We start from the raw sequence: 18289 nt of genomic DNA on the forward strand, positions 1-18289 counted from the left end.
AAATAACCTTAAAGAATATGCACTGCTGAAAAGTGGCTGTGTGTTTTTTGATCAGGAGCCGCTTGATGAGTCCGTTGAACCTTGCGTCACCCCTTACACCCCGACGGCTCAAACGCCTGCCCCTGGCCCTGCTGCTGGCGGGGAGCGCCAGTTGGACCCAAGGCTATGCGGCCGAGACCACCACAGCCCAAGAGGCCCCGGCAAAAACCGCCGCGGGTCAGGCCAAGGCCGATGGCACTCAGCTGGAAACGGTGACCGTCACCACCCGCCGTCGCGAAGAAAGTTCACAGGATGTACCGACCCCGATGAGCGTGGTCAGTGGCCAGGTGCTGGAAACCCAGCGGGTCTATCGCATCCAGGATCTGCAGCAACTGGTGCCCAGCGTCAACGTCGCCTACATGCATGCGCGCCAGTCCAGCGTGTCGATCCGTGGCCTGGGCAACAACCCGGCCAGTGATGGCCTGGAAGGCAGCGTCGGGCTGTACCTCGACAACGTTTACCTCGGCCGGCCGGGCATGGCGGTGTTCGACCTGATGGACATCGAGCAACTCGAAGTGCTGCGCGGCCCGCAAGGCACGTTGTTCGGCAAGAACACCACGGCGGGCGTGATCAACATCAGCACGCGGGCGCCGACATTTACCCCGGAACGCAGCATCGAAACGTCGGTAGGCGAGGACGGTTACTTCCAGACCAAGGGCACCATTTCCGGCCCATTGAACGATGAACTCGCGGGACGTTTTTCCGCTTACCGCACCCGCAGCGATGGCGACATCAAGAACGAATTCGACGGCCATGACTTGAACGGCGGCTCACGGGATGGCTTTCGTGGCCAGTTGCTGTTCAAGCCCAATGAAGCATTCAATCTGCGCTGGATCGGCGACTATAACGAAGAGGATTCCAGCGCCGGCACCCGCGTGTTGTACAACACCGGGCCGACCATCAATGGCGTCAACCTCTACCAGGCCCGGGCCAATGCGGCAGGCGCCACGCTGGTCGATGGCACGCATCGCAAGGTCAACCTGAACAACGATCAACATGTCACCGTGCACCAGGGCGGCACGTCGGTCGAGGCAAACTGGACGCTGCCGAGCGACTTCACCCTGACCTCCATCAGCGCCTACCGCTGGTGGAACTTCACTCCGCGCAACGATGACGGCCTGAACGTCTCCGCTTACAACAACGCCGGCGTGTCAGTGGAGGATAAGCAGTATTCCCAGGAGTTTCGCCTGGCGTCACCCACCGGCGGTTTCTTCGATTACGTGCTCGGCGCCTATTACTTCGGCTCCGACCTGGACAACAAATCGTTCAGCTTTTACGGCCCACAAGCGGACATCTGGAATGGAACGCCCGCGGGCGCACTGGCCAATGTAACCAGCATCGGCAAAGGCCACATCGAAACCGACAGCTTCGCCCTGTTTGCCCAAGGCACCTGGCACCTCACCGAACGGTTGGACTTCACCGCCGGTGTGCGTGGCACTTATGAAGAGAAAAGCGCCTGGGTCAACCGCAACGCGCCAGTGGGTGGTGCGGCGGTGGCCGGGGCGGCAGCGGCGGTAAGACAAGGTCGCGCCGGGGCTTACGACTCCGGTGATTTGAATCAATACAGCTCCAGCCCTTCGGGTCTGCTGAACCTCAGCTATCACTTCACCGATAATGTGCTCGGCTACGCCACGCTGTCCCATGGCGAAAAATCCGGAGGGGTCAACCTGGCCGTCGGCACAGCCCCGGTCGCCGGCGCCGACTCGCTGCTGATCGGCACCGAACGCGCAAACAATGCTGAACTCGGTTTCAAAAGCACGCTCTGGGATCGTCGCCTTCAGCTTAACGCCAACGTGTTCTGGACCCAGGTCAACGGCTATCAAACCAATGCCTACGACGACGTCAACCGCGTGCAATACCTGACCAACGCCGGTTCCGTACGCTCCCGTGGCGTGGAGTTCGACAGCACGCTGATCCCGTTGCGCGGCCTGACGCTGAACATCAACGGCTCCTACAACGACGTCAGCTACCTCTCCTACAAAGATGCGCCGTGCCCGCCGGAAGTCAGCCTGGCGCCAGGCGCTCCGGCCTCTTGCGATCTCAGCGGCCATCAGGTGGTCGGCGCCTCGAAATGGATCGGCAACGCCAACGGCGAATACAAATGGAACCTGAGCAACGGCTTCGAAGAGTACGTCACCGCCAGCTACGCGTTCCGCTCCAAAGCGGTGGGCACGGTGGAAGATTCCGATTTCGGCCAGATCCCCAGCTACGCCGTGGTCAACCTGTCCACCGGCCTGCGCGGCGACTTCAAGCAGGGGCAGTGGGACGTCTCGCTGTGGCTGAAAAACGCTTTCGACAAAACCTATTACACCACTCTGTGGACCGCTTCCAACGGCGGTTACGAAGGCTTGCTCGGGACACCGCGAACCTTGGGTGTGACCGGTCGTTACGACTTCTGATGAATGCGGGTCTGCAGCGAAAACCATGCCCTGGGGGAATATTTTCAATGCTTCAAAAGCATGTGTTTTTCGCTCCCTCGCCGCAACCCTTATGGAACAGGGTCTGCAGCGAACCAGGTATTTTTCATATTCGTTTTAGGTCTAGTTTTAACGTTAAAGATTACTTTCAGAGATAAGCGTCTAACCCAATGATTAACCCCTCGATATGTCGTACGGGGGATGTCGGGTTCGGCGTATCGGGTAATTCGCAAAGAGACCGCAGGGAGTAAAGCAATGGGCAATGTCCAGACCGCCGCCGGCGCACACGAGGTGCTTTGGCGCCAGGCGCCAGGTGGCGAGTTGGTCGACCTCGGGAGGGTGCACCGCGTGCCCTTGGGCCAGCTGCGTTTGCAGCGTGCGCCCAAGGGCATCCTGAGCCGACGCGAAGCGATACTGCTCGGTGTGCTGGCGTTGCTGGTGCACGGTGCGGTGATCTACTGGCTCAATCAACAGCCGACCAAAGAATTGCCAATCGTGCCGCCGGAAATTCCGCCGATGACCATCGAGTTTTCGCGTCCGGCGCCGCCAGTGGTCGAACCGCCGCCACCTCCACCGCCGCCACCACCACCTGTGGTCGAGCCACCGCCGCCCGTGGTGGACGAATTGGCGGCCAAGCCGGCGCCGCCAAAACCGATTCCCAAACCAAAGCCGATCATTAAACCGGTGCCAAAACCTGCGCCAAAAGCAGCCCCGCAACCGCCCGCGCCGCCACAACCGGCTGCTCCGGTCGCGGCCCCGGTGCCACCTGCACCGCCCGCGCCGGCACCCGTGACACCCGCCTCGGCCAGCGCCGGGTATTTGAAAAACCCGGCGCCGGAGTACCCGTCGCTAGCCCAGCGTCGCGGTTGGGAAGGCACGGTGTTGTTACGTGTACATGTTCTCGCTAACGGCAAGCCCGGGGAGATCCAGATTCAGAAAAGCAGCGGTCGCGAGGCCCTTGATGAGGCGGCCCTGAGCGCCGTGAAACGCTGGAGTTTCGTGCCTGCCAAGCAGGGTGATGTGGCCCAGGACGGCTGGGTCAGCGTGCCCATCGATTTCAAGATTCATTAAACCGACACTTATTTAGCGCGAAACGTTTACACGAGGAATTCACCATGACGTTATTGGCATCTCCACTCCAATCCATCGAAAGCGCGGTGATCTGGCTGCTGGTGGTTTTTTCCGTTGCCACCTGGGGCCTGGCGTTGCTCAAGGGCGTGCAGTTCGGTCGCCTGAAAGCCCAGGACCGAAAATTTCATCAGCGCTTCTGGGCCGTGTCGAGCCTGGATTCGGCGGCAGAGTTGGCCGAGACCCAACCGGGCGCCGCGGCGCGGGTAGCACAGGCTGGTTATGCGGCCATTCAGGTCGGCGAGGCGCCACAGGCGGCGGATTTGAGCCAGGCGATCAATCATCAGGATCGTCTCGAGCGGGCCCTGCGTCAGCAGATCGTGCGTGAACGCCGGTCGCTGGAAACCGGGCTGGCGGTGGTTGCGAGTATCGGTAGCACGTCGCCGTTCATTGGTTTGTTCGGCACGGTGTGGGGAATCATGGAGGCGTTGAAGGGCATCAGCGCAGCGGGCTCGGCGAGCCTGGAAACCGTCGCCGGCCCCATCGGTGCAGCGCTGGTTGCCACCGGTGTGGGGATCGCCGTCGCGGTGCCAGCGGTGCTGGTTTACAACTACTTTTTGCGTCGTTTGAAGCTGACGGCGGCGGACCTGGACGACTTCGCCCACGACTTCTACAGCCTGGCGCAGAAGAGTGCGTTCCGCGTGTTGATCCACCCAACCGCGCACAAAGTTGCGGCTTCGGGTAGCGCACAAAAAGTGAAGGAGGCGTCCTGATATGGCCTTCTCCACGCAAGACAGCGATGAGGTGCTAAGCGAGATCAACGTGACACCGCTGGTGGACGTGATGCTGGTGCTGCTGGTGGTGTTCATCGTCACCGCGCCGCTGCTGACTAACGCGATCCCGATCAACCTGCCCAAGACCGAAGCCGTGGCGCCGGTGGAGCAGAAAGACCCGCTGGTGGTGAGTATCGACGGGGCGGGCAAGCTGTTTATCAACAAGGATGAAATTCAGCCGGATTTGCTGGAGTTCAAGCTCCAGGCGGCCAAGGCCAAGGACCCCGAAGTGCGGGTGCAATTGCAGGCCGATGACGGGGTGAATTACGGCGAAGTGGCACGGGCCATGGCGTCGATCGAGCGGGCAGGGATTACCAAGTTGTCGGTGATCACCGCGCGCTGACAGCGTTTCAAGTTTTCTGGGGCCGTTTCCTTGGCAGGGTGCGGCCCCTTTTTTATTTCAAATCTTATATTCGATACAGGTCTTAATAAATAGCTTCTTATTCCTTAACGAATATAAATCCCATCCCTATACTCGACCAGGAACAGACACGCAGCAGGAGAGCTTCCCCCATGCGCAACGAATCAATTCGCTACCTGATTGTGCCGGGCTGGCAAGGATCGCCAGAAGATCATTGGCAAAGCCATTGGCAAAACAGTTTGCCGAACAGCGCACGGGTGGAGCAGGCGGACTGGCTGACACCGCGTCGTGAAGACTGGGTGGCGGCGCTGGCCGAGGCGATTGCGGCCGACAGTACCCCCGTCATCCTGATCGCCCACAGCCTTGGCTGCATCACCGTCGCGCATTGGGCGGCTACCGCGCCTGTGCAGTTTCTGCGTCAGGTGCGTGGCGCCTTGCTGGTCGCGCCGGCGGACGTCGAGCGCCCGGCTTGCGCGCCAGCCCTGCGCAATTTCGCACCGATTCCAACCGACCTGTTGCCGTTTCCCAGCCAGATCGTCAGCTCCGACAACGACAGCGCGGTCAGCGCGCCGCGGGCTCTGGAGCTGGCGCGTAACTGGGGCGCGGAAGCGGGGATCCTGGCGGGTGCCGGGCACATCAACGTGAAGTCGGGTCATCAGCGTTGGGAGCAGGGCTTTGCCTATCTCTATCGTCTGCAAAACCGTATGGAACACCACGCCCTGCGCCGCGCCTGAACCTTTTGTTTTTTTCAACGCCCCCGTCCTTTGGCGGTTTTGGGCGGGAGTCTGCCATGAGCTTTGAAACCTTCGGTCAGCCGCTGCTGACCTTTCCAGACGCTGAAAAAAGTCCCCTGAGCATCCGCGCCAAGGCGCTGGTATTCGTCGACCCGCGTTCGCGGCAATTGCGCCAGGAGCTGGAACAGCTGGCGCCGCGCTCGATCTCGGTGCTGATCCGTGGCGAAACCGGCAGTGGCAAGGAGCTGCTGGCCCGGCACATCCATCGCGCCAGTGATCGCGGCGGCTTGTTCGTCTCGGTCAATTGCGGGGCGATCAGCCCCACCTACGCCGACGCCGAATTGTTCGGCTATGCCGCCGGTAGCTACAGCGGTTCTGCCAGCAGTCGCGCCGGTTGGTTCGGTTCGGCCAATGGCGGCACGCTGTATCTGGATGAAATCGGCGATCTGCCGCTGCCGATCCAGATCAAATTGCTCGCTGCCCTGGAAAACCACGAAGTGACCCGCGTCGGTGCGCATCAACCGAGCCCGGTGGACGTGCGTCTGGTTGCCGCCACCAGCATCGATCTGGCCCAGGCAGTCGCCGCCGGGAAATTCCACGAGCGGCTCTACCATTACCTCAGCGAAGGCCAACTCGAACTGCCGGCACTGCGCGAGCGGGTCGGTGACATCCTGTCGCTGGCCGAATACTTCCTCGGCATCTACAGCCAGCGGCTGGACCTGCCAGTGCCACTGATCAGCGAGGCCGCGCAAGCGGTGCTGGAGCGACACAGCTGGCCGGGCAATACCCGGGAGCTGGAAAACGTCATTCACTTTGCGCTGCTGGTGAGTACCGGTGACGAGATTTTGCCGGAGCATTTGAATTTGCCTGATGAAGGCCTGAAGCAGATCGAACAGCAGCTCAAGCAAATACTCGGCAACGCTTCCGACAGCGAAAAAGGCGCCTTGAAACAAATACTTAAGGACGCCGACCTCCTGTAGGAGCGAGCCTGCTCGCGAAAAATTCGAAGGCGCCGCTGGGCATCTGGTTCGACGCGTCATCGTTCACGACCATCGCGAGCAGGCTCGCTCCCACAGGGAACATGCGGGCTAGAGCTGTATGAATAAAATGGAATATGAAAGTGAATAAAAGATATTGTTCGGGAATAAAAAATCCCGGTATTGTCCGCGTCACGCCAGAGATAGCACTTCACTGGCACTTAAATATCTAGCCGTCGCCACAAGCGACCGTGATTTTCGATAAGGACACTGCATGAAAAAGGTTCTGTTGTTCACCGCACTGGCGGCTGCCCTGACTGCGGGCCTGGCCCAGGCTGGCGAGAAACTGGTGGTAGCGGCAACCCCGATTCCACACGCCGAGATTCTTGAGCTGATCAAGCCAACCCTCGCCAAAGAAGGCGTGGACCTGGAAATCAAAGTCTTCACCGACTACGTTCAGCCGAACGTACAGGTCGACCAGAAGCGTCTGGACGCCAACTACTTCCAGACCCTGCCGTACCTGAAAAGCTTCAACGAAGGCAAAGGCACTCACCTGGAAACCGTGGTCGGCGTTCATGTTGAACCGTTCGGCGGCTACTCGAAGAAAGTCAAAACCCTGGCCGAGCTCAAAGACGGCGCGACCATTGCCATCCCTAACGAAGGCAGCAACAGCGGCCGTGCCCTGATCCTGCTGCAGAAGGCTGGCCTGATCGAGTTGAAAGACCCGAAAAACGCCCTGGCCACGCCGAAAGACATCGCCAAGAACCCGCACAACTTCAAGTTCAAGGAGCTTGAGTCCGCCATGCTGCCGCGTGTGCTGGACCAGGTTGACCTGGACATGATCAACACCAACTACGCGCTGGAAGCGGGCCTGAACCCGGCTAAAGACGCACTGGTGATCGAAGGTGCCGATTCGCCTTACGTGAACTTCCTGGTGGCTCGTCCAGACAACAAGGACAGCGTCGCCATCCAGAAACTGGCCAAGGCCCTGACCAGCCCGGAAGTGAAAGCATTCATCGAGAAGAAGTACAGCGGCGCGGTTCTGCCAGCGTTCTGATTCGCGAGGTAAACCCCTTCAAGGTTTCGAGCGCCGACGGCTAGTAATAGCGTCGGCGTTTTTTTATTGGACCCGTTCAATAAATCGTTTTTCCTCCAAAACTAGCAGTTCTGCTAGGTGCCTTGATCCTTCTGACGGTGCAAGCTGAATGCCTCCAACGGAGGTGGTCATAATGCGGACAACGCAATTGTGTCGCTATCGATATGACGCTCTGGATCAACTGATCGGGTGTGAGCCTTTCGGGCAAGAAAAGCTGCAACGATTCTACTGCCGCGAGCATCTGATGACCGAGCTGCAGGGGCAGGCCAGCCAGAGTGTGTTCCAGCACGACAAGCAATTGTTGGCGCTGCAATCACGCCAGGGGGATGAGCTCAGACGCCAGTTGCTGGCCACTGATCAGCAGCGTTCTGTGTTGCAGCTTGTCGATTCCGGTGGAGCGGTGCATCAGGTTTATGCTCCCTATGGCCACCGACATGCCGATACCGGCCTTGGCAGTTTGCTGGGTTACAACGGCGAGGCGCTCGATCCGGTCACCGGGCATTACTTGTTGGGTAATGGCCATCGGGCGTTCAATCCAGTGTTGATGCGATTCAACAGCCCGGACCGCTTGAGTCCGTTTGGTCGGGGTGGGTTGAATCCCTATGCGTATTGTCTGGGGGATCCGGTGAACTTCAGGGATCCGACTGGGCAATTTGCCGCAATTGCCAGAATCCTCACCAGTATTGGCGGTCTTTTCAACTCGGTTATCTCGCTGAGGCCGGGCATTTCTTTTCAGGTAGCGTTGGATGCGCTAGCAAACGGCGCGGTGTTTCGATTGCCCCTGAGGCATTCCGTGGGTGCTGTGTCTGCCGTTACTGCTGGAATTACGGGTGTTGTCAGCGCTGCGGTTGGGGTGGCAAGCACGGTGATTGCTGCCGTCAATCCTGCCTCTTCTCTACTTGCTCCAGCGGCCAACGCTACGCTGGGGTTGGCGGGTAGTTCCGCAGCAGGGAGATTGGGATCCTGGTGGGCGGCACGTAATCCTTCGGTACTTGAAGATTTGAAAAAGCTGGCGGATGGATCACCTGTTGCAGTAAGTCCGGTGACATCAGCGGCCTCTCGGAGAAGCTCATTCAGCGCCATTGAGATGGACTCATTCACGCCTTCAGCGCCTCCCCCCGACACGCCTCAACCTTCGGCCCCACCCCGGACACCTGGGCACACAAGTATTGAAATGTTCAGCTTCAATCAGTCTACGAGACCGAATAACGCCTCAGCGAGCGGTACTGAAATTCGTCGTCGCTTTAGCCGATAGGGAAAAGACGTGATCACTTTTTTTGATCTGCATGGGGTGCACCCTTGTAACCCTGTTCTAAGCTGACAGGCGTATTACGCCCGTTGAACGCAAAGGAGTCTGCATGGCTGGTCCCGGATTGAAATTAGCGCTTGGCTTGAGCCTCTTGGCTTTGCTGAGTGCTTGCGACAAAGAGAAGTCGGTCGAGAAGGACCGGCCCCGGGTTTTTGTGCAAGAGGTCAAGCTGGCCGACTACGCCGTCAACATCACGTTGACCGGTGACGTCCAGGCCCGGGTGCAGACCGAGCTGTCATTCCGCGTCGGGGGCAAGATCATCCAGCGTATGGTGGATGTCGGTGACCGGGTTTCGGCCAAGCAGGTGCTCGCCAGGCTCGATCCCAAGGATCTTCAGACCAACGTGGATTCGGCCCAGGCCCAGGTCGTCGCCGAGCAGGCCAAGGTCACTCAGAACGCCGCGTCCTTTGTGCGCCAGCAAAAGCTGTTGCCCAAGGGCTATACCAGCCAAAGTGAATACGACTCCGCCCAGGCTGCCTTGCGCAGCTCCCAAAGTTCCCTGGCGGCAGCCCAGGCGGAACTGGCCAACGCCCGTGAGCAATTGAGCTACACCGCCTTGATCGCTGATGCGCCGGGCGTGATCACGGCGCGCCAGGCCGAGGTCGGCCAGGTGGTGCAGGCCACGGTACCGATTTTCAGCCTGGCCCGGGACGGGGATCGGGATGCGGTATTCAACGTCTTTGAATCGCTGCTGGCGGAGCCACCGTCGGATAGGTCCGTGGTGGTCAGCCTGCTGGATAATCCGCAGATCAAGACCACCGGGACCGTGCGGGAAGTCACCCCGGCCGTCTCCGAGCAAACGGGTACGGTGCAAGTCAAAGTCACCCTCGGCGCCTTGCCGCCAGGGATGCAGTTGGGTTCGGTGGTGAGTGCCACCGCCAATACCCGGGGCAAATCCGCCGTCGAGCTACCGTGGTCGGCGCTGACCAAAAACATCAGCGAGCCGGCGGTGTGGCTGGTGGATGGCGAGGGCAGGGCGCAATTGCACAACGTCAAGGTTGGCCGCTACTTGACCGGTAAAGTCATCATCAGCGCCGGGCTGACCGGCGGTGAAAAAGTCGTCATCGCCGGCGGCCAGCTGCTGCACCCCGGTGTGACGGTGGAAATCGCCGAAAACACCTACAAGGACTTGTCCGTGGGGGTTGCGCCATGAAGCGTCTGTTACTGGTGTTCGCCGGTGTGATGCTACTGGCCTGCTCGAAAGAAGAGCCCGCCCCGGAAATGGTGCGTCCGGTGCTGTCGATCATGGTGAAGGCCCTGGATGAGGAAAATCTCGGGCGTTTCGCCGGCAGCATCCAGGCCCGTTATGAAAGCAATATCGGCTTCCGTGTGCCGGGGCGCATTGCCAGTCGCAGCGTCGATGTCGGTGCAGAAGTCGACAAAGGAGCCTTGCTCGCCACGCTCGATCCCACCGACCAGCAGAACCAGTTGCGTTCGGCCGAGGGCAACCTGGCGAGTGTCCAGGCTCAACTCATCAACGCCCAGGCCAACGCCCGGCGGCAGCAGCAATTGTTCGATCGCGGGGTGGGCTCACAGGCGCAGCTCGACAGTGCAATCACCGACCTGAAAACCACCCAGGCCTCGCTCGACCAGGCCAAGGCCGCGGTCAGCCAGGCCAGGGATCAGCTCAACTATGTCGAATTGCGTGCCGACCATAAGGCAGTGGTCACGGCGTGGAGTGCCGAAGCCGGGCAGGTCGTCACCGCGGGCCAGCAGGTGGTCACCCTCGCGCAACCGGACATCAAGGAGGCGGTGATCGATCTTCCTGACACCCTGGTCGACCAGTTGCCCGCCGACGTGGTGTTTCAAGTCGCCGCGCAACTGACCCCGAGTATTGCCACCACGGCTATTGTGCGTGAAATCGAACCCCAGGCGGAAAGTGCGACCCGCACCCGGCGCGCACGTCTGACGCTGGCTGAGACACCACCCGCGTTTCGCCTCGGGACGGCGATCAGCGTGACCTTGAAAAGCGCGGTCAAGCCGCGCATCGAGCTGCCCCTGAGTGCATTGCAGGAGGTCGACGGCAAAAACCGCGTCTGGGTCATCGATGCGCAGACGCAAACGGTATCCCCGCGAGATGTCAGCATCATCAGCCGTACGGACAGCACCGTGGTGTTGGCTGACAATATCAAGGCCGGCGACCGAGTCGTCAGTGCTGGAGTGAACAGCCTCAAGCCGGGGCAAAAAGTGAAAGTCGACGAGGGCAGCCCACAATGAAAGGGAGTTTCAACTTATCCGAATGGGCCCTCAAGCATCAGTCGTTCGTCTGGTATTTGATGTTTGTCTCGTTGTTGATGGGCGTGTTCTCGTACCTGAACCTGGGTCGCGAGGAAGACCCGTCGTTCACCATCAAGACCATGGTCATCCAGACCCGCTGGCCGGGCGCGACCCAGGAGGAAACCCTCAAGCAGATCACTGACCGTATCGAGAAAAAACTCGAAGAGCTCGATTCCCTCGACTACGTGAAAAGCTACACCCGCCCCGGTGAATCCACGGTCTACGTGTACTTGCGCGACACCACCAAGGCCAAGGACATTCCGGAAATCTGGTACCAGGTGCGCAAGAAGATCGGCGACATTCGCTACTCGTTTCCCCAGGGTATTCAGGGCCCGTCGTTCAACGACGAGTTCGGTGACGTTTTCGGTTCGATCTACGCCTTTACCGCGGACGGCCTGTCGTTGCGACAGTTGCGCGACTACGTCGAGCAGGCGCGCGCCGATATCCGGGGTGTGCCGGGGCTGGGCAAGATCGAGATGGTCGGCCAGCAGGACGAAGTGCTCTACCTGAATTTCTCGACTCGCAAACTGGCGGCGCTGGGCATCGACCAACAGCAAGTCGTACAAAGCCTGCAGACCCAGAACGCCGTGACCCCGGCCGGGGTGATCGAAGCCGGTCCCGAGCGGATCTCCGTGCGCACCTCCGGGCAGTTCATTTCCGAGCAGGACCTGGCCAACGTCAATTTGCGACTCAATGATCGCTTCTATCGCCTGGCCGACATTGCCGACATCCGCCGGGGTTACGTCGACCCGTCGACCCCGGAGTTTCGCTTCAATGGCCAGCAAGCCATTGGCCTGGCCATTGCCATGCAGACGGGCGGCAACATCCAGGACTTCGGCAAGGCCCTGCACCAACGCATGAGCGAATTGACGGCTGATTTGCCGGTAGGCGTCGGCGTGCACAACGTGTCCGATCAGTCTGTCGTGGTGGAAGCGGCCGTTGGCGGGTTCACCAGTGCGTTGTTCGAAGCCGTGGTGATCGTGTTGGTGGTCAGCTTCATCAGCCTCGGCGTGCGCGCGGGTCTGGTGGTGGCGTGCTCGATCCCGCTGGTGCTGGCGATGGTGTTTGTGTTCATGGAATACAGTGGCATCACCATGCAACGGATTTCCCTCGGCGCACTGATCATCGCCCTGGGCCTGCTGGTGGATGACGCGATGATCACCGTCGAGATGATGGTCTCGCGCCTGGAACTGGGCGAAACCAAGGACCAGGCCGCGACCTTCGCCTACACCTCGACCGCCTTCCCGATGCTCACCGGTACACTGGTGACGGTGGCGGGTTTCGTACCCATTGGCCTCAATGGCAGCTCGGCCGGTGAATACACCTTCACCCTGTTTGCGGTGATTGCCGTGGCCATGATGGTCTCGTGGGTTGTCGCGGTGTTGTTCGCCCCGGTGATCGGCGTGCACATCCTGAGCACCAATGTGAAGCCGCACTCGGCAGAGCCTGGGCGCCTCGGGCGGGCCTTCAATGGCGGCCTGCTGTGGAGCATGCGCAACCGTTGGTGGGCGATCGGCATTACGATGCTGCTGTTCGGGTTATCGGTGGTTGGCATGCGCTTTGTGCAGAACCAGTTCTTCCCGGCCTCGGATCGCCCGGAAATCCTCGTGGATCTGAACCTGCCGCAAAACGCCTCCATCGATGAAACCCGCAAAGCCGTGGACAAGCTCGAAGCGACGCTCAAGGGCGACCCGGATATCGTGCGCTGGAGTACCTACATCGGCCAGGGCGCGATTCGTTTCTACCTGCCCCTCGACCAGCAACTGCAGAACCCTTACTACGCACAGCTGGTGATTGTGAGTAAAGACTTCGAGACGCGCGCAGCCCTCAGCGATCGCCTGCGCGAACGCCTGCGCAAAGACTTCGTCGGCATCGGCAGTTTCGTCCAGGCGCTGGAAATGGGCCCACCCGTGGGGCGGCCGATCCAGTACCGCGTCAGCGGCCCGGACATCGACCAGGTGCGCAAGCACGCCATCGATCTGGCCAGCCAACTGGACAAGAACCCACACATCGGCGAAATCATTTTTGACTGGAACGAGCCAGGCAAGGTGCTGCGCGTCGACATCGCTCAGGACAAGGCGCGCCAGCTCGGCTTGTCGTCCGAAGACGTGGCCAACCTGATGAACAGCATCGTCAGCGGCTCGACGGTGACCCAGGTCGATGACGACATTTACCTGATCAACGTGGTCGGCCGCGCCGTGGACGCCGAACGGGGTACACCGGATACCCTGCAGAACCTGCAGATCCTCTCTCCGGGCGGCACCTCGATCCCACTGCTGGCGTTTGCCTCCGTGCGCTACGAACTCGAGCAACCACTGGTGTGGCGTCGCGACCGCAAGCCGACGATCACCATCAAGACGGCGGTAGTCGGAGATATCCAGCCAACCGACCTGGTGACACAGCTCAAGCCGGACATCGTAAAGTTCGCCGCCACATTGCCCGCCGGTTACAAGGTCGCCACGGGCGGTACGGTGGAGGAAAGCGCCAAGGCCCAAGGACCGATCAACAAGGTCGTGCCGTTGATGGTGTTCCTGATGGCCACCTTCCTGATGATTCAGTTGCACAGCGTGCAGAAGATGTTCCTGGTGGCCAGCGTCGCGCCGCTGGGCTTGATTGGCGTGGTGCTGGCCCTGGTGCCGACCGGAACGCCGATGGGTTTCGTGGCGATCCTCGGCATCCTGGCGCTGATCGGCATCATCATCCGCAACTCGGTGATCCTGGTGACCCAGATCGACGCATTCATAGCCGAAGGTTCTTCACCCTGGGATGCCGTGGTGGAAGCCACCGAACATCGTCGGCGACCGATCCTGCTGACCGCCGCGGCGGCGAGCCTGGGTATGATCCCGATTGCCCGGGAGGTGTTCTGGGGGCCGATGGCCTACGCGATGATCGGCGGGATCATCGTGGCTACCTTGCTGACACTGCTGTTTTTGCCGGCGTTGTATGTGGCCTGGTACAGGATTCGCGAGCCGAAGAAAGACGGGCGGTAAGGCGAGCGCTGCGCGCTCATCGCCAGCAGGATGGCTCCCACAGTTGACCGCGTTGGTACACACAACTCGATCCATGTGGGAGCCAGGCTGCTGGCGATGGCGTCAGTTAGCACAGTACAAATTCAAGGCTTTATACCTTACGCCAAACACTCGCCAACCAAGGCTGCTGCTCGCGCGGCAGCCCCGCCGGCCGGTAGTAATGCTCCAGCTCCACAAACCCCGCCTCAGTCAGCAACTGCTGCCACGTGTGAAGATCGTGATACGCCCCATACCGCGGCCCGTTCCAGCCTTCCTGGTTCTCGCCCCGGGGATTGGAACTGAACAACACACCACCGGGCTTCAACGCCGCGCGCAGCTCCTTCAAGACCCGGGGCAACTCCTGGCGCGGGACGTGAAACAACACCGCATTGGCAAAAATCCCGTCGAAGCGCTCGTTGGGCAAGTCCAGCTTCAGGAAGTCCTGCTGCCAGACCTCGCAACCACTGTCCTCCCGGGCCATCTGCGCAAACTTCTGCGAACCATCGAGGCCGACCGCCGTGTGGCCCATGCGCGTAAAGGTCTGCAGGTCACGACCGGGACCACAGCCAAAATCGAGAATGTCGAACGGCGGCTCGCCTTGAATGTGGCGCAACAGGGCGTCGATATTCTGGCTGACATCGTGATCGCGGGTGCCTTCGCGGAAACCTTCGGCCACCGAGTCGTAATGCCCCAGAGTAGTGGAAGTGATCTGCTCGAGGTCGGCGGGAGTCTGTTTCATGGTCGGCTGCGCGTCTGATGTGAGTCCGCCAAATATACGCCATCAAGCCAGCCCTGGGGCTGCTGCGCAGCCTTCGCGGGCAAGCCTCGCTCCTACAGATCACGTTAATCCTGTAGGAGCGAGGCTTGCCCGCGAAGGCGATTTCACTGACTCAACCCTTTTTCATCCCTAGGCATTCAATCGAGTGATCCACCATCGCCTTGGCAATCTCCAGCAAATGCCAAACCGAGAACACCATTGCACGGTCGGCGCCCTTGAGATGGTCGCCACATTGATACGCCGTGACCGAGGCGCAGCGCAGCAGATCGGCGATGTAGAGTTGGGTGTCTTCGAAGCTCACGTCTTTGCTGACGTTGTAGAACCGCAGTTCGTCGGGCGGGGAGGGTTGATCGCCGGTGAGGTAGAAATCAATGGCGCGGTAGAGCGCTGATCGATCCCTGAGTGGGTCTTCGGTGGAGGTTTCGGGGGGTGGATCGGGCACAGGTTTTTTCATTGGTAAAACTCCGATGTAATTGGAGCCAACCGATGTCGCGACTAAACGAAAAGGGGTGGCGGCTGCACGCAGGTTAGTCGACCGGACACCGGGAACCGGCGCACCCGAAGGTGCCCTGCGCACAGCCACCATAAACCACAGGCAACAAAACACCTGATGTTGGGTGACGCTATGCGCCCGGTCCGGGCGACTAAACCCGATCACTGATGAGCAGTGACGGACCGAGACTAACCACGGAGTTTGGCAGGCGCAAGCGAGCGGAATAATCTAGGAAACGTCCTGCAAAGGAAAGGGATTGAGCCTTCAGAATTGCCGATTTTCTTGTACGAAATATCGCCCTAGCGTTTGTTCAAGCCCCTCGCCAACCGATCCCCACCCAATTGAATCACCGCCACCAACGCCACCAGCAACACAATCACCGTCAGCATGATCTGGCTATCAAAGCGCTGATACCCATACCGATAGGCAATGTCCCCCAATCCACCCGCACCAATCGCCCCGGCCATGGCCGATGAGTTGATCATCGTCACCAGCGTGATCGTGAATCCCCCGACAATCCCCGGCAGCGCTTCAGGCAACAATACATGCCAGACGATATGTCCGCGCCGGCAGCCCATGGCCTGCGCCGCTTCAATCAAACCGTGATCCACCTCACGCAAGCTGACTTCGGCAATGCGCGCAAAGAACGGTGTAGCAGCAATGGTCAACGGCACCACGGCCGCCCACACGCCGTACGTGGTACCGACGATCAACCGGGTGAACGGAATCAACGCCACCATCAGGATCAGGAACGGAATCGAGCGAAACAGGTTCACGAAGGCCCCCAACGCACGGTTCAGCGCCGGGGCTTCGTAGATTCCACCCTTGGAGCTGGTGACCAGGATCACCGCCAGCGGAATGCCCGCCAGCAGTGCGATCAACGACGACACACCGACCATCAGAAAGGTGTCGATGAAGCCTTGCAGCAAGCGATCAAACCACATAACCCAACACCTCTACCTGTTGCGCCCAGTGGCCCGCGCGTTGACGCAATTCTTCGACGCCCAGGGATGAGCCCGTCACGGCCAGTAGCAGTTGCCCAAGGGCGTGCCCTTGAATCCGTTCCACGCCGCCCTGCAACAAGCGCACGCGGCCACCGAGTGCACTGAAAAGCGCGGCAAGGTCTGGTTCGGCGTGGGCCGTTCCGGTGAACTGCAGGCGCAGTACTACCGCGTCTTCCGTGGATTGCGGTTGTGGATGCAAGCGGCTTTGCAGTTCTGGCGGCAGGGCGTGTTGCAGTGGCGCTAGCAAGGTCTTGCTGACCTCATGCTGCGGGTTGCCGAAGACTTCCCAGACGGGCCCCTGCTCAACGATTCGTCCATGTTCAAGGACCACGACGCGATCACAGATCTCGCGGATCACCGCCATTTCATGGGTGATCAGGATGATCGTCAGGCCCAGGCGCTGATTGATCTCGCGCAGCAGGCCGAGAATCGATTGCGTGGTCTCCGGGTCCAGTGCCGAAGTGGCTTCGTCGCACAGCAAAATCGCCGGGTCGTGAACCAGCGCGCGGGCGATGCCGACGCGCTGTTTCTGCCCGCCCGACAGTTGCGCCGGGTAAGCCTTGTGCTTGGCTTGCAGGCCAACCAGTTCCAGCAGTTCACGAACCTTCTGCTCGCGCTTTTCCTTGGGCACACCGGCGACTTTCAGCGGCAACTCGACGTTCTGCCAAACCGTCTTGGCGGACATCAAATTGAAGTGCTGGAAGATCATGCCGATGCGCCGACGCAACGCCACCAGACGGTCTTCATCGAACTCGCCGATGTCCACTTGATCGATCAGCACTCGACCCGAGGTCGGTTGTTCGAGGCGGTTGATGGTGCGGATCAGCGACGACTTGCCGGCGCCGCTGCGGCCGATGATGCCGAACACTTCACCGCGCTGGATCGCCAGGTCGATGCCTTGCAGCGCCGCCACCGGCCCTTGCTTGCCATCGTAGGTTTTGCCCAGGCCGATGAAGCGCACGTGAGCACGGTTCAGGTCCGGATGCAGTTCGGTCTGTTCGGCTTTCTGAGGCTCTGGAATATCCAGTCGCCGTTGGATCGCGGCCGTCATGCTCAGCTCTCCCAACCGGCTTGGTACAGCTTGCCGTGGGCTTTATCCAGAGCGGCGCGAACGGCCGGCGAGTGCTGGTAGATGTCGACGAACTTGATCAGGCGCGGGTCGGTTTTGCTTTTCGGCTGGATCACGAACTGGATCACGTATTCCTTGTGGTCGAGGCCGTCGAACAGCAGCGCAGAGCCGGCGTCGAAGGTTTTCGCCAGGCGGATGTAAGCGGGGTAGCCCTGGACGAGGTCGGCGTCGTCATAGGCACGTACCAGTTGCACGGCTTCGACCTGGAGGATTTTGATTTTCTTCGGGTTGGCGATGATGTCTTCTTCGGTGGCTTTGTAGCCGACGCCTGGTTTGAGGGTGATCAAGCCGGCCTTGGCCAATAGCTGCAAGCCACGACCGCTGTTGATCGGATCGTTGGCGATGGCCACGCTGGCGCCTTGGGGCAGCTCGTCGAAGCTTTTGTATTTCTTCGAGTAGAGACCGACGTTGTTGATGATCCCCGGTGCGAAGGGCACCAGGTCAAACCCGGAGGCATTCTTGGCGTTTTCCAGGAACGGGATGTGCTGGAAGTAGTTCACGTCGATATCGCCAGCAGCGAGGCTGACGTTGGGCGCAATCCAGTCGGTGAATTCCACCAGTTCAACTTTCAGGCCTTGTTTGCCTGCCTCTTCTACGGCCGCTTCCAGAGGAATGGCGAAGGCGGCGGTGGTGCCGATTTTCAGGGGCGCATCGGCGGCGAATACCGCAGAGCTGAACAGGCCGAGGGCCAGGGCCAGTGCTTTGACTGGGTGGGTCAGGAGTTTCTTGGTCATGTTGGTTTTTCCAGTCAGTGCATCAAATGTGT

16 protein-coding genes are annotated in these 18289 nt (G+C 60.2%); 11 read left to right on the plus strand and 5 right to left on the minus strand.

Annotation, left to right across the window (positions count from 1 at the left end):
• The first annotated feature begins 65 nt into the window (after nt 1-65).
• The 11 genes from OH720_RS00905 (at nt 66) to OH720_RS00955 (ending at nt 14101) form a co-directional block, all read left to right on the plus strand.
• Nucleotides 66-2438: a TonB-dependent receptor gene (locus tag OH720_RS00905; RefSeq protein WP_272604213.1), complete on the plus strand. Its 2373-nt coding sequence runs from the start codon at nt 66-68 to the stop codon at nt 2436-2438.
• Nucleotides 2439-2711: 273 nt separating this feature from the next.
• On the plus strand, nt 2712-3527 hold the full coding sequence (locus OH720_RS00910) for an energy transducer TonB (protein WP_272604214.1): 816 nt from the start codon (nt 2712-2714) through the stop codon (nt 3525-3527).
• 44 nt (nt 3528-3571) lie between these two features.
• A complete protein-coding gene (locus tag OH720_RS00915) occupies nt 3572-4297 on the plus strand; it encodes a MotA/TolQ/ExbB proton channel family protein (protein WP_272604215.1) in 726 nt (241 codons plus the stop codon).
• A 1-nt stretch (nt 4298) separates the two neighbouring features.
• Nucleotides 4299-4700, plus strand: a complete 402-nt coding sequence (locus OH720_RS00920) for an ExbD/TolR family protein (protein ID WP_008055381.1) — start codon at nt 4299-4301, stop codon at nt 4698-4700.
• Between the two features lie 170 nt (nt 4701-4870).
• Nucleotides 4871-5452 (plus strand): alpha/beta hydrolase, encoded by a 582-nt coding sequence (locus OH720_RS00925; protein WP_272604216.1) that lies wholly within the window; start codon nt 4871-4873, stop codon nt 5450-5452.
• A gap of 56 nt (nt 5453-5508) precedes the next feature.
• Nucleotides 5509-6432, plus strand: coding sequence for a sigma 54-interacting transcriptional regulator (locus OH720_RS00930; RefSeq protein ID WP_272604217.1), 924 nt, complete (start codon nt 5509-5511; stop codon nt 6430-6432).
• Between the two features lie 271 nt (nt 6433-6703).
• Complete coding sequence (locus OH720_RS00935; RefSeq protein WP_008057641.1) at nt 6704-7486, plus strand: MetQ/NlpA family ABC transporter substrate-binding protein; 783 nt, start codon at nt 6704-6706, stop codon at nt 7484-7486.
• Between the two features lie 283 nt (nt 7487-7769).
• Nucleotides 7770-8780: an RHS repeat-associated core domain-containing protein gene (locus tag OH720_RS00940; protein WP_336299062.1), complete on the plus strand. Its 1011-nt coding sequence runs from the start codon at nt 7770-7772 to the stop codon at nt 8778-8780.
• Between the two features lie 103 nt (nt 8781-8883).
• A complete protein-coding gene (locus tag OH720_RS00945; protein WP_272604219.1) occupies nt 8884-9987 on the plus strand; it encodes an efflux RND transporter periplasmic adaptor subunit in 1104 nt (367 codons plus the stop codon).
• Nucleotides 9984-11051 (plus strand): efflux RND transporter periplasmic adaptor subunit, encoded by a 1068-nt coding sequence (locus OH720_RS00950; protein WP_272604220.1) that lies wholly within the window; start codon nt 9984-9986, stop codon nt 11049-11051. The genes OH720_RS00945 and OH720_RS00950 overlap by 4 nt, the downstream gene beginning before the upstream one ends.
• Nucleotides 11048-14101, plus strand: a complete 3054-nt coding sequence (locus tag OH720_RS00955) for an efflux RND transporter permease subunit (RefSeq protein ID WP_272604221.1) — start codon at nt 11048-11050, stop codon at nt 14099-14101. The genes OH720_RS00950 and OH720_RS00955 overlap by 4 nt, the downstream gene beginning before the upstream one ends.
• 130 nt (nt 14102-14231) lie before the next feature.
• On the opposite strand, the gene OH720_RS00960 is transcribed toward OH720_RS00955, so the two are convergent.
• From OH720_RS00960 to OH720_RS00980, 5 genes are all read right to left on the minus strand, one after another.
• Nucleotides 14232-14858: a class I SAM-dependent methyltransferase gene (locus OH720_RS00960; protein ID WP_272604222.1), complete on the minus strand. Its 627-nt coding sequence runs from the start codon at nt 14856-14858 to the stop codon at nt 14232-14234.
• Between the two features lie 151 nt (nt 14859-15009).
• A complete protein-coding gene (locus tag OH720_RS00965) occupies nt 15010-15351 on the minus strand; it encodes a DUF6124 family protein (RefSeq protein ID WP_272604223.1) in 342 nt (113 codons plus the stop codon).
• A 338-nt stretch (nt 15352-15689) separates the two neighbouring features.
• On the minus strand, nt 15690-16334 hold the full coding sequence (locus OH720_RS00970; protein ID WP_008057629.1) for a methionine ABC transporter permease: 645 nt from the start codon (nt 16332-16334) through the stop codon (nt 15690-15692).
• On the minus strand, nt 16324-17445 hold the full coding sequence (locus OH720_RS00975; protein ID WP_272604224.1) for a methionine ABC transporter ATP-binding protein: 1122 nt from the start codon (nt 17443-17445) through the stop codon (nt 16324-16326). The genes OH720_RS00970 and OH720_RS00975 overlap by 11 nt, the downstream gene beginning before the upstream one ends.
• 2 nt (nt 17446-17447) lie before the next feature.
• Nucleotides 17448-18257, minus strand: a complete 810-nt coding sequence (locus OH720_RS00980) for a MetQ/NlpA family ABC transporter substrate-binding protein (RefSeq protein WP_272604225.1) — start codon at nt 18255-18257, stop codon at nt 17448-17450.
• Nucleotides 18258-18289 lie beyond the last annotated feature (32 nt).

Origin of the sequence: Pseudomonas sp. WJP1, assembly GCF_028471945.1 — a bacterium.
In the GTDB taxonomy this organism is placed as follows: domain Bacteria; phylum Pseudomonadota; class Gammaproteobacteria; order Pseudomonadales; family Pseudomonadaceae; genus Aquipseudomonas.

Excerpts from the sequence above, each read along its gene's own strand:
- OH720_RS00970 (WP_008057629.1), bottom strand. The coding sequence starts at position 16,334 with ATGTGGTTTGATCGCTTGCTGCAAGGCTTCATCGACACCTTTCTGATG.
- OH720_RS00975 (WP_272604224.1), bottom strand. The coding sequence starts at position 17,445 with ATGACGGCCGCGATCCAACGGCGACTGGATATTCCAGAGCCTCAGAAA.
- OH720_RS00955 (WP_272604221.1), top strand. The coding sequence starts at position 11,048 with ATGAAAGGGAGTTTCAACTTATCCGAATGGGCCCTCAAGCATCAGTCG.
- OH720_RS00905 (WP_272604213.1), top strand. The coding sequence starts at position 66 with ATGAGTCCGTTGAACCTTGCGTCACCCCTTACACCCCGACGGCTCAAA.
- OH720_RS00910 (WP_272604214.1), top strand. The coding sequence starts at position 2,712 with ATGGGCAATGTCCAGACCGCCGCCGGCGCACACGAGGTGCTTTGGCGC.
- OH720_RS00925 (WP_272604216.1), top strand. The coding sequence starts at position 4,871 with ATGCGCAACGAATCAATTCGCTACCTGATTGTGCCGGGCTGGCAAGGA.
- OH720_RS00920 (WP_008055381.1), top strand. The coding sequence starts at position 4,299 with ATGGCCTTCTCCACGCAAGACAGCGATGAGGTGCTAAGCGAGATCAAC.
- OH720_RS00930 (WP_272604217.1), top strand. The coding sequence starts at position 5,509 with ATGAGCTTTGAAACCTTCGGTCAGCCGCTGCTGACCTTTCCAGACGCT.
- OH720_RS00945 (WP_272604219.1), top strand. The coding sequence starts at position 8,884 with ATGGCTGGTCCCGGATTGAAATTAGCGCTTGGCTTGAGCCTCTTGGCT.
- OH720_RS00940 (WP_336299062.1), top strand. The coding sequence starts at position 7,770 with ATGACCGAGCTGCAGGGGCAGGCCAGCCAGAGTGTGTTCCAGCACGAC.
- OH720_RS00980 (WP_272604225.1), bottom strand. The coding sequence starts at position 18,257 with ATGACCAAGAAACTCCTGACCCACCCAGTCAAAGCACTGGCCCTGGCC.
- OH720_RS00950 (WP_272604220.1), top strand. The coding sequence starts at position 9,984 with ATGAAGCGTCTGTTACTGGTGTTCGCCGGTGTGATGCTACTGGCCTGC.
- OH720_RS00935 (WP_008057641.1), top strand. The coding sequence starts at position 6,704 with ATGAAAAAGGTTCTGTTGTTCACCGCACTGGCGGCTGCCCTGACTGCG.
- OH720_RS00960 (WP_272604222.1), bottom strand. The coding sequence starts at position 14,858 with ATGAAACAGACTCCCGCCGACCTCGAGCAGATCACTTCCACTACTCTG.
- OH720_RS00965 (WP_272604223.1), bottom strand. The coding sequence starts at position 15,351 with ATGAAAAAACCTGTGCCCGATCCACCCCCCGAAACCTCCACCGAAGAC.
- OH720_RS00915 (WP_272604215.1), top strand. The coding sequence starts at position 3,572 with ATGACGTTATTGGCATCTCCACTCCAATCCATCGAAAGCGCGGTGATC.